Origin of the sequence: Bacillus sp. FSL K6-0042 (assembly GCF_038006685.1) — a bacterium.
GTDB lineage: Bacteria > Bacillota > Bacilli > Bacillales > Bacillaceae_G > Bacillus_A > Bacillus_A pseudomycoides.
This window is the reverse complement of record NZ_JBBOVS010000001.1, coordinates 1,827,953-1,843,518: the sequence shown is the minus strand read 5'-3', so window position 1 is coordinate 1,843,518 and position 15,566 is coordinate 1,827,953. Positions and strand designations below refer to the sequence as shown.

General features: G+C 34.6%; 18 protein-coding genes, 1 pseudogene and 1 riboswitch. Of the genes and pseudogenes, 15 read left to right on the top strand and 4 right to left on the bottom strand.

Translation table 11 applies throughout. From position 1 onward, the window contains the following. Positions 1-27: 27 nt before the first annotated feature. Positions 28-1,524, bottom strand: coding sequence for a DUF3149 domain-containing protein (locus MHH45_RS09610; protein ID WP_016113932.1), 1,497 nt, complete (start codon positions 1,522-1,524; stop codon positions 28-30). Between the two features lie 213 nt (positions 1,525-1,737). On the opposite strand from MHH45_RS09610, the gene MHH45_RS09605 reads away from it, so the two are divergent. The 4 genes from MHH45_RS09605 (at position 1,738) to MHH45_RS09590 (ending at position 5,191) form a co-directional block, all read left to right on the top strand. Further along, positions 1,738-2,184 carry a MarR family winged helix-turn-helix transcriptional regulator gene (locus MHH45_RS09605; RefSeq protein ID WP_016113933.1) on the top strand — a complete coding sequence of 149 codons (447 nt, stop codon included), beginning with the start codon at positions 1,738-1,740 and terminating at the stop codon, positions 2,182-2,184. 246 nt (positions 2,185-2,430) lie between these two features. After that, on the top strand, positions 2,431-4,125 hold the full coding sequence (locus MHH45_RS09600; RefSeq protein WP_016131266.1) for a M3 family oligoendopeptidase: 1,695 nt from the start codon (positions 2,431-2,433) through the stop codon (positions 4,123-4,125). 139 nt (positions 4,126-4,264) lie between these two features. Further along, positions 4,265-4,798, top strand: a complete 534-nt coding sequence (locus MHH45_RS09595) for a DinB family protein (RefSeq protein WP_016113935.1) — start codon at positions 4,265-4,267, stop codon at positions 4,796-4,798. Between the two features lie 276 nt (positions 4,799-5,074). Further along, positions 5,075-5,191 carry a DUF6254 family protein gene (locus MHH45_RS09590; protein ID WP_000018497.1) on the top strand — a complete coding sequence of 39 codons (117 nt, stop codon included), beginning with the start codon at positions 5,075-5,077 and terminating at the stop codon, positions 5,189-5,191. An 8-nt stretch (positions 5,192-5,199) separates the two neighbouring features. Here MHH45_RS09590 and MHH45_RS09585 read toward each other — a convergent pair whose 3' ends face one another. Then, on the bottom strand, positions 5,200-6,408 hold the full coding sequence (locus tag MHH45_RS09585; protein WP_033671053.1) for an ATP-binding protein: 1,209 nt from the start codon (positions 6,406-6,408) through the stop codon (positions 5,200-5,202). Between the two features lie 419 nt (positions 6,409-6,827). After that, positions 6,828-6,871: riboswitch (PreQ1 riboswitch) on the top strand. Between the two features lie 93 nt (positions 6,872-6,964). Here MHH45_RS09585 and queC point away from each other — a divergent pair. The 4 genes from queC to queF are packed head-to-tail and all read left to right on the top strand — an operon-like array spanning position 6,965 to position 9,356. After that, positions 6,965-7,627: a 7-cyano-7-deazaguanine synthase QueC gene (gene queC / locus MHH45_RS09580; protein ID WP_016113937.1), complete on the top strand. Its 663-nt coding sequence runs from the start codon at positions 6,965-6,967 to the stop codon at positions 7,625-7,627. Then, a complete protein-coding gene (gene queD, locus MHH45_RS09575; RefSeq protein ID WP_016113938.1) occupies positions 7,627-8,121 on the top strand; it encodes a 6-carboxytetrahydropterin synthase QueD in 495 nt (164 codons plus the stop codon). Before queC ends, queD begins: the two co-directional genes overlap by 1 nt. Further along, complete coding sequence (gene queE, locus MHH45_RS09570; protein WP_016113939.1) at positions 8,114-8,830, top strand: 7-carboxy-7-deazaguanine synthase QueE; 717 nt, start codon at positions 8,114-8,116, stop codon at positions 8,828-8,830. The genes queD and queE overlap by 8 nt, the downstream gene beginning before the upstream one ends. A 28-nt stretch (positions 8,831-8,858) precedes the next feature. Continuing rightward, positions 8,859-9,356, top strand: a complete 498-nt coding sequence (gene queF, locus MHH45_RS09565) for a preQ(1) synthase (RefSeq protein ID WP_088093992.1) — start codon at positions 8,859-8,861, stop codon at positions 9,354-9,356. A 48-nt stretch (positions 9,357-9,404) separates the two neighbouring features. Here the strand turns inward: queF and MHH45_RS09560 are convergent, their stop codons facing one another. Further along, positions 9,405-9,590, bottom strand: a complete 186-nt coding sequence (locus tag MHH45_RS09560; RefSeq protein WP_003196089.1) for a YkvS family protein — start codon at positions 9,588-9,590, stop codon at positions 9,405-9,407. A gap of 232 nt (positions 9,591-9,822) precedes the next feature. On the opposite strand from MHH45_RS09560, the gene MHH45_RS09555 reads away from it, so the two are divergent. Then, positions 9,823-9,981 (top strand): hypothetical protein, encoded by a 159-nt coding sequence (locus MHH45_RS09555; protein WP_016113941.1) that lies wholly within the window; start codon positions 9,823-9,825, stop codon positions 9,979-9,981. A 94-nt stretch (positions 9,982-10,075) separates the two neighbouring features. Continuing rightward, positions 10,076-10,678 (top strand): hypothetical protein, encoded by a 603-nt coding sequence (locus MHH45_RS09550; RefSeq protein WP_016113942.1) that lies wholly within the window; start codon positions 10,076-10,078, stop codon positions 10,676-10,678. Positions 10,679-10,715: 37 nt separating this feature from the next. Here MHH45_RS09550 and MHH45_RS09545 read toward each other — a convergent pair whose 3' ends face one another. Then, the gene (locus MHH45_RS09545) at positions 10,716-11,294 is read right to left on the bottom strand and encodes a GNAT family N-acetyltransferase (RefSeq protein WP_016113943.1); all 579 of its coding nucleotides are present in this window, start codon (positions 11,292-11,294) and stop codon (positions 10,716-10,718) included. 217 nt (positions 11,295-11,511) lie between these two features. Between MHH45_RS09545 and MHH45_RS09540 the strand changes: the two genes are divergently transcribed. The 5 genes and pseudogenes from MHH45_RS09540 to MHH45_RS09520 all read left to right on the top strand — a co-directional run bounded on the left by MHH45_RS09540 (position 11,512) and on the right by MHH45_RS09520 (position 15,395). Then, positions 11,512-11,706 (top strand): hypothetical protein, encoded by a 195-nt coding sequence (locus MHH45_RS09540; RefSeq protein ID WP_016113944.1) that lies wholly within the window; start codon positions 11,512-11,514, stop codon positions 11,704-11,706. 24 nt (positions 11,707-11,730) lie between these two features. Further along, positions 11,731-12,042, top strand: a complete 312-nt coding sequence (locus tag MHH45_RS09535) for a hypothetical protein (protein WP_016113945.1) — start codon at positions 11,731-11,733, stop codon at positions 12,040-12,042. Positions 12,043-12,587: 545 nt separating this feature from the next. Beyond that, positions 12,588-12,947 (top strand): class Ib ribonucleoside-diphosphate reductase assembly flavoprotein NrdI, encoded by a 360-nt coding sequence (gene nrdI, locus MHH45_RS09530; protein ID WP_016113946.1) that lies wholly within the window; start codon positions 12,588-12,590, stop codon positions 12,945-12,947. Then, a pseudogene (locus MHH45_RS09525) lies at positions 12,934-14,061 on the top strand (ribonucleotide reductase N-terminal alpha domain-containing protein); the annotation flags it as partial. The gene nrdI and the pseudogene MHH45_RS09525, both read left to right, overlap by 14 nt. Before the next feature lie 383 nt (positions 14,062-14,444). Beyond that, complete coding sequence (locus MHH45_RS09520) at positions 14,445-15,395, top strand: ribonucleotide reductase (protein WP_306471790.1); 951 nt, start codon at positions 14,445-14,447, stop codon at positions 15,393-15,395. The last annotated feature ends 171 nt before the right edge of the window (positions 15,396-15,566 follow it).

Here is a 15,566-nt window from a genome sequence, read left to right as displayed (position 1 = left end):
ATAATTACCCTCCGCAGAGAAGGATAATTATGCTGAATCTAATGGAAGCTTTATATGAACTGTGGTTCCTTTATTTTCTGTGCTATCAATCACAATTTGTCCATCATACATTTCTATAATTCGTTTGCATATGACAAGACCAAGACCTGTTCCGGTGTCTTTACTGGTAAAGAACGGATGAAAGAGGTGTTTTTGAATATGTTTTGGAATACCTTTTCCTGTGTCAACAATGTGTAATTTTGCGTGCTCTTTATTACTGGTTACCTGAATTGTTAATACATCACCAGATGACATAGCTTCAATTGCATTTTTTGTAATATTTAAAACCACTTGTTTCATATGATCTTTTGAACAACGGATATGAACAGGATGGTCTGGTAACTGCAAGGTGAATATAATATTATGTAAATTTGCTTCCGATCGAATAATTAATGAGACCTCTTTGATAATATCCCTTACATCATACTTTTTTTCGATAATCGCTGTTGGTTTACCAAGAATAAGAAATTCGCTAACAATTTCATTGATACGTTTTATTTCTTGTTCGATAACAGAAAAATAAAATTGGTCTTGTTCTTGTATATGTTTTTCCTTTAAGAGTGTTACAAGACCTTTAATTCCAGTAAGTGGATTACGGATTTCATGAGCTGTACTAGCTGCAAAAGTACCAACTAATTCAATTTTTTGTATTTCATTTTGTTGTCTCTCTAATCTTGTTTGTCGTTTCAGCAAAATATATTGAACGAGTAAAAATAAAATTGTCATTAAAAATAAAGTAACCATACATTCTACCGCAACGGTTTTGTATAAAGTTGTTTTATGAATAGGTAATGGAGAAACAGCAACTTTCCATTTTAATTTTTGTAGTGGAGTAGAAATTTTGTTTGTATGTTGCCCAGTTGGTTCGCTATTATCATCTGTTAAAAAGACTACATCATGCTCATCGGTTACTTCAAAATGATATTGTGGTTTAATAGCATTTAAAGCAGACGATATATAATCAAAGCGTAAACTGGCCAACAATAAACCAGAAATTTGTTTGTGTTTTGTAAAAATGGGTGTGGCAATCATAATAGCTTGGTGTCCAAGAACCCGATCTGTAATGACAGATGATACAGTTGTTTTTTTTGATTTAAAAGCTTCTGCTATATAATACCGATCTGCAACATGAATTGGTGTTGTTAAACCTTTTGATGCTACAGTGATTAGGCCGTTTTTATTTGTATAATATAATCCGGAAAAACGCTCGTCTTTTTCATCGGTATCGTGTAATATTTGCTGAATTCCGTTTGTATTTTCTGTTTCTGTATTTACGACCATAGCAAGCATCTCTAAGGCGGAAATTGCTTCGCCAATATGGTGATCTAAGTAGTCCCTATATAAAAATAAAACAGTATGAGCAGCTTGTTTGTTTTCCTGTTGCATTTGGTAGGTGTGATAAGAATAGAAAGTTGCACCGATTCCCAGTGTCGGTAATATAACAAGCAGTATATAAAAAGTTATGCTTCGTAATTTTCCATTCAAGATTGCTACTCCTTTTTTATTATCATTATATATAAACTGTGTTAAAATTGTCATGTTTTTATTTCATGTGTGAAAGAGTAAAACTGAGAAATGATTGAGCGATCATTCGGAGACAAAGATGAACCATTGATAGCTATTTTGCTTTATGGAAAACCTTTTTATTTGGTAGATTGTCTCGGATTTTTGTGAATTTAAGTGAAGGGTTGAAATCGTATGAAGTTGAATGATGAGAGGGAAGAGATTTCTCAATCTTTAAAATTGTTTATTGCATTATCGCGTGTGCACCGCTTTGTTATGGATGCTACAAATAAATCAATACAAAGTAACGGACTAAATCCAACTGAGTTTGCTGTATTAGAATTGATATATCATAAAGGAAGTCAGCCGCTTCAACAAATTGGAGAGCGTATTTTAATTGCAAGTGGAAGTATTACGTATGTTGTTGATAAGTTAGAAAAAAAGGGGCTTGTGAAACGAATTCCATGCCCGAATGATCGCCGTGTTATATATGCACAGTTAACAGGAGAAGGGGAGACCTTCATCGCTTCTATTTTTCCAAAGCATGAAAAAGTTATACAGGATTCCTTTGGAATGTTAACAAAAGATGAGAAAAATGAGCTGTTATCTTTGCTTAAACAAGTTGGGAAATATGAAAAGTGATAGAAAACCTTTCTTTTTTGATGGGAGAGAGCGACCGGCCATGCGTAGAAGCGGTCAGATCCTTTTTCAGCCTCATGCCAAGTGAAAACAAAAGGAGAAAATGAATAGTAATTTCATTCACTGTTCTACAAGAAGTATGGATGGAATGTTACAGTTTCTAATGGATTCTGTTGAAGAATAAAAGGAGATTCAGAAAAGGAAATGGAATTATAGTAAGGATACATATAATTGAGAGGAGGCATATTCATGTCATTTAAGAACTATGAATATAAACGCCCAAATACGGAAGAGTTGCAAGAAAAATTCACTGTAGCTTTAGAACAGTTTGAGAATGTAAAGACGGTAGAAGAGCAAAAGCAAGTAATTGGTGTAATTAATGAGATTCGCAATGATTTTGGTACAATGGGAAATATTTGTCATATCCGCCATTCTGTTGATACAACGGATCCGTTTTATAAGGAAGAACAAGATTTTTTTGATGAGTATTCTCCGATTGTACAAGGCTATGTAACGAAATATTATAAAGCATTGATGAATTCTCCGTTTCGTGATGAATTGGAGGCTTATTATGGGAAACAATTATTTGCTTTAGCAGAATGTGATTCAAAAACATATTCAGATGAGGTTGTGAAAGATTTACAATTAGAAAATAAATTATCTTCGCAATATACACAACTTTTAGCGGCTGCAAAAATTGATTTTGAAGGAGAAGAGAGAACATTATCACAACTTGGACCTTTTATGCAACATACGGATAGAGATATGCGTAAAAGAGCAAGTGAAGCTTATTATGGTTTTTTAGAAGAGCATGAAGAAGAGTTAGACCGTATTTATGATGAACTTGTAAAAGTAAGAACGAAGATTGCGAAAACACTTGGTTTTAAAAACTTTGTTGAACTTGGATATGCAAGAATGTATCGCACAGATTATAATGCGGAAATGGTTGCAAATTATCGTAAACAAGTACTAGATTACATCGTTCCAGTTGCGACAGAATTACGAAAAAGGCAGCAAGCACGCATTGGTGTAGAAAAGCTTGCTTACTATGATGAGAATTTTGAATATGCAACAGGTAATCCGACTCCAAAGGGAGATGCAGAGTGGATTATTAATCATGGGAAGACAATGTATAAAGAATTATCAAAAGAAACAGATGAGTTTTTCAACTTTATGTTAGATAATGAATTATTAGACTTAGTTGCGAAAAAAGGAAAAGCTGGTGGCGGTTATTGTACATACATTGAAAATTATAAAGCTCCGTTTATTTTCTCGAACTTTAATGGGACATCAGGTGATATTGATGTGTTAACACACGAGGCAGGTCATGCGTTTCAAGTATATGAGAGCCGGAAGTTTGAAATTCCAGAGTACAATTGGCCAACGTACGAAGCGTGTGAAATTCATTCTATGAGTATGGAATTTTTCACGTGGCCATGGATGAAATTATTCTTTGAGGAAGATACGGATAAATATTATTTCTCTCATTTAAGTTCAGCACTTCTATTTTTACCATACGGTGTATCTGTTGATGAATATCAACATTATGTATATGAAAATCCGGAAGCATCTCCAGAGGATCGCAAAGCGGCATGGCGTAATATTGAAAGAAAGTACTTACCACATCGAGACTATGAAGACAATGATTATTTAGAACGCGGTGGTTTCTGGCAGCGTCAAGGGCATATTTATAGCTCACCTTTCTACTATATTGATTATACATTGGCTCAAATTTGTGCACTGCAATTTTGGAAGCGAGCAAGAGACAATAGACAAGAAGCGTGGGAAGACTATGTGAACCTTTGTCAAAAGGGTGGAAGTCAATCCTTCTTACAATTAGTAGAAATTGCGAATTTGACATCTCCATTTACAGATGGGTGTGTGCAAGGCGTAATCACTGAGATTCAAGCGTGGTTACATGCAGTGGATGACACAAAATTGTAAAAATCAACCTTGTTTTTTTCACATTTTGTAATCGACACATTCATAAAACAATGAGATAATATAAGAAAATTCAGATTTATTCAAAGGGTGTTTCTAAGTTGGAAACACCCTTTTTTACCAAAAAAGAGGGGGGAGAATTATGCTTCAATCTAATATGAATGTTAGTTTGGAAACTTTGCTGCAATCGTTACAATCTACAAGAAACACACTATTATCAGAAATTGAGATGTTAAATGATACGGAAGTGAATGTAAAACCGCGCCGTGATAAATGGAGTATCATTCAAATTATGCATCATCTACACCTAATTGAACAATCTGTCACTTCATCCCTTGTGTATGCTTTACAGAAAAAAGACAGAAAAGTAGTTCCACTCAAGGATCTCCAACTTACTCTTGATCGAACATATAAACGAGAAGCTCCTCAACAAATGCAACCAACAGAAACATTAATGAAAAAACAACAAGGAATTCAATTACTCGAACATTCACGCGCAGAATTATTGCATACGCTGCATAGTATTATAGACGAAAAAGAATTGTTCGAAAATTCGTTAAAACATCCTGTGTTTCAGGAGCTTAATCTATATCAATGGATTCAATTCCTTGATTTACATGAACAACGCCATCTTACACAGTTAAAAGAAGCAAAATATGCGATTTTGCAAAGGTAAAGAAAAATTCCCATTTACATGGGAACTATATTGAATAAATAAGAAGAAGCGAGGTAGTAATTATCCCGCTTCTTCTTATTTATCCCGGCTCTTCGAGGGTAGTAATATCCACTCCTCAAGATGCAGAAAAAGAAGATGGGTAGGGGATAAACCACTTATAAAATCCTAATTAATGAGGACTAATTATTAGTGGAGGATGAAGAAACTGGATTGATGCATATTTTTATCTTTTATTTTGGAATAATACATAAAGAGAACATAGAAGGAGTTGAAAGCATGTCACACAAAAAGAAAGAGCAAGAGCGTAGTTGGAAGGCACGAAAAGAAAATCAAAAACCGCATGGGAAAGTAAAGACTTTTGCGGAACTTGTTGATGAAACGGAAAAAACGTGATGATTTCATCACGTTTTTTGTATGAGTGGGAAAGTTAATAGAAAGGTTGTACCAATGTCTTTTTCACTTGTAATATCGATTTTTCCACCCATTGCTTTTACGATGCTGAATACGACCATCATCCCAAGTCCAGTGCCTTTTTCTTTCGTTGAATAGAAGGGAGAACCAAGACGTTTTAGTTGTTCTAGATCCATGCCAATACCAGTATCTTTTATGGACAACTGTATCTGTGTATGACTCGGTATTAATGTGAGAATAAGATCTCCCCCTTTTGGCATGGCTTCAATACAATTTTTTAAAATGTTTAATAAGCATTGGTTAAATTTTTGTTTTTCTCCAGAAATACAAAAGATATTGCTTTGCTTTGTGTAAGTTATACGAACATTTGTCAAATTAGCTAGTGGAGTAATGAGAGATACAGCATGAAGTAATTCATCTTCGATTTGTAATACTTGTTCTTTTTCTATACTTGGTTTTGCAAATGTTAGATAATCTGTGAGTACGTGATTTGCTTGTTCAATACCACGTATAGCAATTTCTGTATATAATTTCCGATCTTCTTCAGAGCATTCTTCGGATTGTAGGAGTTGTAAAAAACCTTTCGTTGAAGTTAAAGGATTACGAACTTCATGAGAGATAGAGGCAGCCATTTCTCCGATTAGGTGAAATTTTTCAGCGTTAATCAGTTCTTCTTGTAGGCGTATTTGTAATTGTAGTACGTTTAGTAAATAAAGAATAAGAATGGTACCAATGATGGTACATAATTCATACACAATAATATAAGTGAGGTAATATTCATTGTTAGGAACTTCAGCAAGGAAAAAAGGAATCCAGCTAAATACGTATACAAAACTATATAAAATAGCAAGTACTACTTTTATATGATTGCTCCCTCTTTGAAAGAGTCTGTATGTGGCAAGGAGAATAATATATAAGAAAATGGAAGCTATAATAGATGGAAAAACTCCTATGCCTCCTAATAAAAAACGGTATATGTTTAATACAGCTAAAATCGATCCACCCGCAATAGGACCTCCTGTTAATGTACTAACAATTAATACAATATGACGCATATCAAATTGAAATCCATTATCCATCCTTGCTGCAAAAGAAATACAAAGAATTGTTGCAGCACTGCAAAATAATATAAATACGGTTGAATTTAATTTAGGTGAATGTTTCCCTTTTTGATTCCAAAATGAGTGGTATATTAGCATCATAACGAGGATGGATAATATGTTTAAAAAGAGATAAATAATAAAGAGTTTCAGGTTTATCTCCTCCCTATTTTCATATGTATGGTGTTATATAAGTACAAATTGAAAAACCGACATAAAACCTTTCCTTTTAGGTGAGAGAGCATCCGGCCATGCATAGAAGCAGTCAGCCCTTCTTTCTGCCCCATGCAAAGTGAAAACAAAGAGAGAAAATAAGTAGCGGTCACCTTTTGTTCTTTATAGCAGCGACTTATATGTTGGAAAATCAAAATGGATTTATATAAGTATAATCATACTATTAAAATACAAGAAAATGAATCTTAATCCTGAAAAAAGACAGAAAAATCAGATGTTTTTCTGGATATGTGCAGTATGTTACAATATGTGTTGTTAATGAAAGAAGAAATTCCATGTATAACATGGGAGAGGTTCGCGAACTCCCTCTATAAAAAACTATGGAAACAACAATATCCTTAGGTATTGTTTTGTTTTTTTATTGTGACAGTTCAAGAACGTTCTTTCTTCTTATTCGTAGTAGAGAAGGAGAATGAGTGAGATGAAAAAAGAAAAAGCAGTTGTCGTTTTTAGTGGTGGCCAGGATAGTACAACATGTTTGTTTTGGGCAATGCAGCAGTTCGCAGAGGTCGAAACTGTGACATTTAATTATAATCAACGTCATAAGTTAGAAATTGACTGTGCAGCTGATATTGCGAAAGAGTTAGGAATTAAACATACAGTACTTGACATGAGCCTATTAAATCAACTTGCTCCAAATGCGTTAACGAGGACGGATATGGAGATTACACATGAAGAAGGTGAATTGCCATCAACATTTGTAGATGGACGAAATTTACTATTCTTATCATTTGCAGCTGTGCTAGCAAAACAAGTTGGAGCACGTCATATTGTAACGGGCGTATGTGAAACAGATTTTAGCGGTTACCCTGATTGTCGTGATGTATTTGTGAAATCGTTAAACGTTACTTTAAATTTATCTATGGATTATCCATTTGTTATTCATACACCACTTATGTGGATTGATAAAGCAGAAACATGGAAATTGTCAGACGAACTTGGCGCATTTGAGTTTGTTAGAGAAAAAACATTAACATGTTATAACGGAATAATCGGTGATGGCTGCGGTGAATGTCCAGCTTGTAAACTTCGTAAAGCAGGTTTAGATACGTATTTACAAGAACGCGAAGGAGCGAACGCATAATGGAACAAAATTTTTTTGGATTTCGCATTGTAGAAAATTTACAAAAAGTGGACAAGGACATTCAACGTGAACAACTGAAATATCATAATAAACGAGTGATGGTAAGTAAGGAATTTACATTTGATGCAGCGCATCATTTGCACTGTTATGAAGGGAAATGTAAAAATTTACATGGTCACACATACAAAGTTGTTTTTGGAATTAGTGGATATGTAAATGAGATTGGACTTGCTATTGACTTTGGAGATATAAAAGAAATTTGGAAAAATGAAATAGAAATTTATTTGGATCATCGTTATTTAAATGAAACATTACCAGCGATGAATACGACAGCTGAAAATATGGTCGTTTGGATATATGAGAAGATGGTAGAGGCACTTACAAAAGAAGACCGTGCAAATGAATATAAAGGAGCACGGGTTGAATTTGTTCGTCTATTTGAAACACCAACAAGTTATGCGGAAGTAAGACGGGAGTGGATGATCGGTGAGTAAAATTCCTGTTCTGGAAATTTTCGGGCCGACCATTCAAGGTGAAGGAATGGTTGTTGGACAAAAGACGATGTTCATTCGTACAGCAGGTTGTGACTATAGTTGCGCGTGGTGCGATTCGTCCTTTACATGGGATGGATCAGCGAAAGAACAAATTCGGCAAATGACTCCCGAGGAGATATGGAGTGAGCTTGTAGAAATTGGTGGGGAAAATTTTTCACATGTAACGATTTCAGGTGGGAATCCAGTGTTGTTGAAAAATATAGACGATTTTCTGTCTTTATTACAAGAAAAACAAATTCGCACCGCCATTGAGACGCAAGGAAGTAAATGGCAGGAATGGTTGCTTCATATTGACGAAATAACAATTTCGCCAAAGCCACCAAGCTCACAGATGAAAACTGATTTTATTATGCTGGATTCTGTTATTGAAAGATTAGCAGGAAAAGATTTTAGCTTAAAAGTCGTTGTATTTGATGATCACGATTTTGAATATGCGATAAAAGTGCATGAGCGTTATCCGCACGTACCGTTTTTCTTACAAGTTGGAAATGATGATACAAAAACAGTGGATGATGCAATGCTTATCAGGAATTTACTACAAAAATATGAATGGCTCATTGAAAAAGCTGTTCATTGCAAAGAAATGAATGACGCAAAAGTATTACCTCAGCTTCACGCGTTAGTGTGGGGAAATAAACGAGGCGTATAAGGAATCGAATTGAAGGGATGTATGAAAAATGGCAGGAAGATTAGATGAAGATTTAAAAGATGTAACGTTACTTGGAAACCAAAATACAAAATATTTATTTGAATATAGCCCAGAAATTTTAGAGATATTTGATAATAATCATCCAAACCGTGATTATTTTGTAAAGTTCAACTGTCCTGAATTTACAAGCTTATGTCCAAAAACAGGACAACCAGATTTTGCAACGATCTATATTAGTTATATTCCAGAGCAAAAAATGGTGGAGAGTAAATCATTAAAATTATATTTATTTAGTTTCCGTAACCATGGAGATTTTCATGAAGATTGTATGAATGTCATTATGAATGATTTAATCAAATTAATGGATCCACGTTATATTGAAGTGTGGGGGAAATTCACACCACGTGGTGGTATCTCGATTGATCCATATTGTAACTATGGTCGTCCTGGTACAAAATATGAAAAAATGTCAGAATATCGCATGATGAATCACGATTTATATCCTGAAACAATCGATAATCGTTAATGAAAAAAGGATCTGTATGATACATACAGATCCTTTTTTTCTATTATATTATGCATGTTGATTGATAACTGTATAGTTTTTGTGATTTACAACTGTAAGAGGTTCCATATCTAGTTCTCTAAAATTCTCCATGATTGTTATATCGACAATAACGGAGTTTTTATTTACTTTTTGAACACGGCCTTGCATTCCACCTTTAAATTCGATAATATCTCCAGTTTCTGCGGTTTTCATAAGCAACTCTCCTTGTTACAGTTTTACCAAAAAAAGAACAATGTTGTTCTTTTTTATTTCCCTTTATTTTGAACTATATTCCCCTGTTTGTAAATGTTTCCATAAGAAAATTTCAAAAAATAGTCATTTTTCATAAGAAATGTATAAAGTATTTTTCTATTTTAGGAGAGGGAATTGATAAAAAAGTGCTTATATCAGTATATAGGGGTATAATAAACTGGGGGCGGTAAAAATGTTGTTTGAAATTGTAGGAAGTTTTATAATGATCCTTTTATTCTTATTTTCATATAAGCAATTAAAAATAATTCGTATCCATGAAACAGATACATATTTTGATGGATTAGATGGTATGCATGCTTCTGTTACTCATGAGAGCGGTGCGGATATGTAAGGAAGTATGACTTTCTCTTTCTCCATGGTATGATGATAATAAGAAAAAGTGCATAATAATATAGGTGATGAGCGGTGAATGGAGAGTGGAGAAGATGCGAATTTCTTTTATTCGTCACGGTCGCTTGAACAATGTTACAGAATCAATGACAGTATCATCGTTCCACAAATGGATGGAGCAGTACGATTTAGACGGTATGAAAAAAAGTATGGACATACCAATTGAGACGGTTGAAGTAATCGAATCTGCGAAGCTTATTGTAACGAGTAATCAAAAACGTGCGGTACAGTCAGCGGCAGAATTAACGAATTCTCTTTCTTTTATACAAAGCTCCCTTTTTCGAGAGGCAGAAGTACCATCTAGTTTCTTTGTTCCGAAATGGGTGAAGTGCAAACCGGAAGTATGGACATTTATTGGGCGTACATTATGGATGGTTGGATATTCTAAAGGTGTTGAGTCTTATCGTGAAGTACAAGGAAGAGCGAAGCAAGCAGCTGATACATTAGTCGGATATGCGTTAGTACATGGGCATATTGCGCTCATAGGGCACAGTTATTTTAATACGATGATTGGGGCTGAGCTACGTGCTAGAGGATGGTCTGGTCCGCCTATTTTTTATGGGAAGCCATGGAGTTGTACAGAATATACATTTCATGAAGCGATGAATGGAAATATATTGAATACCAATTTAACATAAAGGCACACGATTACAATAAAGAATCGTGTGCTTTTTTTTAAGAAACGAAAGCTTTTTTATATAGTGGTTTCACTAAATGAGCATATGGCTCTCCAACAAGCATAACCGTTTTATCCTCTTGGTAGCCAAGTTTTTTATATAAAGAGAAAGCTCGATTGTTTTCTAAATTTACAAGTAATGCAATTTTCTCATAGCCTTTTTCATAGGCATCATTTTCTGCTGCTTTAATCAATTTTGAGCCGATTCCTCGTCCGCCATATGTGTTTGAAACGGATAATGTGTCAATATAATATTCATCGAGCTCAGCTTCTTTTTCTAGCGTAATAGATGAATCTTGATGGATTTTTCGTAAGTGTTTTACAATGGGAGTATCTAGTTGTTTTGCATGGCTGCCATGATAGGCTACGATGATTCCAATTGCTTGTCCATCTTGTTCTTCAACGAAACAGTTCTCGTAGCTAAGTCGATTTTCTTTTTTTGAAAACCAAGTTTCAAGCCCTGTCAAGACTTCTGTTCCTGTTCTCCCACCTGTGATTTTTTCAGCAATTTCATGCAGAGCGTTATACAATAAAGGAGATATTGCCTTCGCATCTGTCTTTTTTGCTTTCCGAATCATAGTATCCCTCCTAGTTGTCATTCTTATTGTAACATAAAATAAAGTTTCAACCAGTTATTCATCAATTTCTTGAATTTTATAGGATAAGCTTGAATATCGAATTGATTCAGTATAGATGAACCGTTATGGTAGTATATGATACTTGCTGTGAATGTAAGAAATTTAGCATTGTCGACTTGTGGAAGATAGGATAAAATATTGCAGAGAGGTGAAATACATGGATAAACAATTAGCAAATACAATTTTAGATCAACTGAAAAATGGAGAGATAGAAGAGTATATTGTAACTAAGGATGTATTTTATGCGTTTCGTGAGGTTGTAGTAAATCGAGAAGATTTTAAACATTTCAGTGGGAATGCACAGCACGGCGGGAAAATTATTTATACATATATAGAAACACCGCGTTCTTAATAGAAGGAAAAGGAGAGGAGAATTATGGGAGAATTTAAACAAAGTATTTTACCGCACTGGGACTACATGTGGAAAGATGGTACAGGAAAACGATTCGTAGGAATGGTTATGTTTCCTGAGAAACGTACAGAAGAAGTTATAGAAAAATTGAAAGTAGCATATGAGCAAGAAATTCACATTCGAGCAACTGTGAAATTTCAGCATATGAATCAATATGTAGAGGGAATAGTTGTATATTTTGATGAAGAAGCGCCAGTATTTACAATGCAAGATAAAGACGAAAATTTACATCATTTATTTATAAAGGATATTTTACGTATTGAACATTGCGAATGAGCGATGCTTTGTGTACAGTCTTTTTAAAATTCTCATCACACTAACGAATAAATTGGTGTGCCATAATAATTGTCCTTTTCATTATAATGATATGTTTTATTGTGTAACAAAAAAGAAAGTATATGTACTCGATTTAATAAATGTTTAATTCACAAGAGAGAGAAGTCCTTACTTGTGTGATCTGAATAATGTGTAACCGGTTTCGAACAGATTATCTCGTAAATTCTGTTCTTTTTTATGTGATGCTGGAGAAATATATTTCTCCAGCATTTACTGTTTTTTGACAAAACATATTGATAACATTTTTGTAAATATGATTAAATTCGTTGACAACTTTTTCGAAAAGCACTTTATTGACATGAGTTTTAGAATGTTGTTTCATAGTCTTTGTATTGAAAAAAAGGACTTGTCATGTCGAAAAGTAAAAGTTAAAAAAAGAAAGAATTTATACATATATCTTGTGTCTTGTTTTGAAACATAATACAATATATAGAGAAATCATGAAACGACATCTAGATATTAAAGAAAGAAGGGGAGGGTCGGAAATGTTAGTTGCATATGATTCTATGACAGGAAACGTGAAGCGTTTCATCCACAAATTAAATATGCCGGCCGTTCAAATTAATGACGATCTAGTATTAGACGAAGATTTTGTTCTTATTACGTATACAACAGGTTTTGGAAATGTGCCGGAACGTGTTTTAGAATTTTTAGAACGCAATAATACAAATTTAAAAGGCGTATCTGCAAGTGGCAATCGCAACTGGGGAGATATGTTCGGAGCAAGTGCAGATAAAATCTCATCCAGATACGAAGTACCTATTGTATCAAAATTTGAGTTATCTGGAACAAATAAAGATGTAGAATATTTTAAAGAAAGGGTGCGGGAGATTGCGACACATTGAACTGAATAATGAAATCACGCAAATGCAAGACGGTTTCTACCAGCTTCATAAAGATAAAGAAGCATTAGAAGTCTTTATGGAAGAAGCGAGAGCGAATACCGTTCATTTTGATAGCGTGGCAGAGCGAATCGAGTATATGAATAAGCACGATTACTATTACAACGTTCTGGACGAGTATAAGTTGGAGGAAGTAGAGGAAGTATACAACGTTGCATACGGTGAAAACTTCGAGTTCCAATCTTATATGGCGGCATCTAAGTTTTATAAGGATTATGCATTAAAAACAAATAATCAAAAACAATACTTAGAAAGCTACGAAGATCGTGTATCAATTGTGTCATTATACTTAGGACGCGGCGATGTTAATAAAGCAAAACAATTTGCAAGCATGATTGTAAAACAAAACTACCAACCAGCGACACCAACCTTTTTGAATGCAGGAAGAAGCAGAAGAGGAGAAATGGTGTCTTGTTTCTTGTTAGAGATGGATGATAGCTTAAATTCGATTGGATTTAATATCAATACAGCGATGCAGCTATCGAAAATTGGTGGCGGAGTTGCTTTAAATCTTTCTAAGCTACGCGCACGCGGTGAGCAAATTAAAGGCATTGATAACGCAGCAAGCGGTGTTGTACCAGTTATGAAATTGCTTGAAGATTCGTTTTCATATGCGAATCAGTTGGGTCAACGAAAAGGTGCCGGTGCGGTATATTTAAACATTTTCCATTGGGATATTATTGAATTCCTTGATACAAAAAAAATAAATGCCGATGAGAAGAGCCGTATTCAGTCTCTATCAATCGGTATTATCGTTCCAAGTAAGTTCTTTGAGCTTGCAGAGAAAAACGAACCATTCCATGTTTTCGCACCTTATACGGTATATAAAGAGTACGGAAAACATTTAGATGATATAGACATCGACGAGATGTATGATGAACTAATGAGCAATCCGAATGTGAAGAAGAAGCCACTTGATATTAGTGCGCGTGATATGCTCATTAAGATCGCAATGATTCAACTTGAGTCTGGTTATCCATACTTAATGTTTAAATCAAATGCAAATAAGCAACATCCTTTAAAAGATATTGGAACTGTGAAGATGTCGAACTTGTGTTAAATATGTAGCACCTTCTAGTAGAAATGCTAGTCGAAAACTCCGTTAAACGGGGAAAGCCTCAATGAGAGGTAACCTACCGTGCTAAGTCTTATCTTAGAATGAATCGTATGCGATTCAGAAGGTATCTTATTATTTTGTATGGTGCATAGATTACAGAACAACATAAAATAATAAGAGACTTTCTGAAAGATTAAGATAAGTAAAAGCCTAACGACTATCCCATATGGGAGTAGAGCGCAAGCGATTGGCGTTCGAAAAGCGGAGCACCTAATCAGGTTATGCTGTAGGTGATGATATAGTCTGTCCTGTATGGTGACATACAGCAGTTGCTTGAGCAACGGATTGAGAGTAGCGACCTCAGTTGAACATTAGAGACCGAAATCTTCCAGTTACAAGAAACATCTGAAATTAATGACTATGGTACAGATGACATTATCCGCCGTGATATTAACTGTAACTTAGGATCATTAAACATTGTAAACGTAATGGAGAATAAAGAAATTCGTGAAGCAGTTCATGCAGGAATGGAAGCATTAACAGCTGTTTCTGATATGACTGTTATTCCAAACGCGCCGACTGTGAAAAAAGCAAATGATGAGCTTCATTCAGTTGGACTTGGTGCTATGAACTTACATGGATATTTAGCGAAAAATAAAATTGCTTATGAAAGTGCAGAAGCGAAAGAATTTGTTCGTACATTCTTTATGATGTTAAATTACTACTCCATTGAAAAGAGTATGGGTATTGCGAAAGAAAAGGGCGAAACATTTAAAGACTTCGATAAGTCGGATTATGCAAATGGCTCATACTTTGAAAAGTATGAAACAACAGACTATAGTCCTGTAACTGAGAAAGTACAGCAGTTATTTGAAGGAATCTATATTCCAACAAAAGAAGATTGGACAAGTCTAAAAGAGGGAGTACAGAAGCACGGTTTATACAACTCATATAGATTGGCTATCGCTCCGACACAATCGATCAGTTACGTGCAAAATGCAACTTCAAGCGTAATGCCGATCGTAAGTCAAATTGAATCAAGAACGTATGCGAATGCGACAACATATTACCCAATGCCGTATTTATCAAAAGATACGTTCTGGTATTATAAATCTTCTTACGATATCAATCAGTTTAAACTAATTGATTTAATCGCAGAAATTCAAGAGCATATTGACCAAGGAATTAGTACAATTCTTTATGTAAATAGCGATATTTCTACGCGTGAATTAGCACGTTATTACATCTATGCACATAAAAAAGGTCTAAAGAGTTTGTATTATACAAGAACACGTAAGTTAAGCGTGGAAGAGTGCGTTGCTTGTACAGTTTGATGCAAACTATAATTGATTGATATACAAAATAAAGAGTAAGACATCATGAGCAGGGTTTTTCTGACCCTGCTCATGCTTAGTTATAAAATTTAAGATGTCTAACTTGCGGTTAAGTTTTCATCGTAAAGTGAAAGCTTTACCGCAAGTTAGAAGAGCTTAATTATAGAGAGA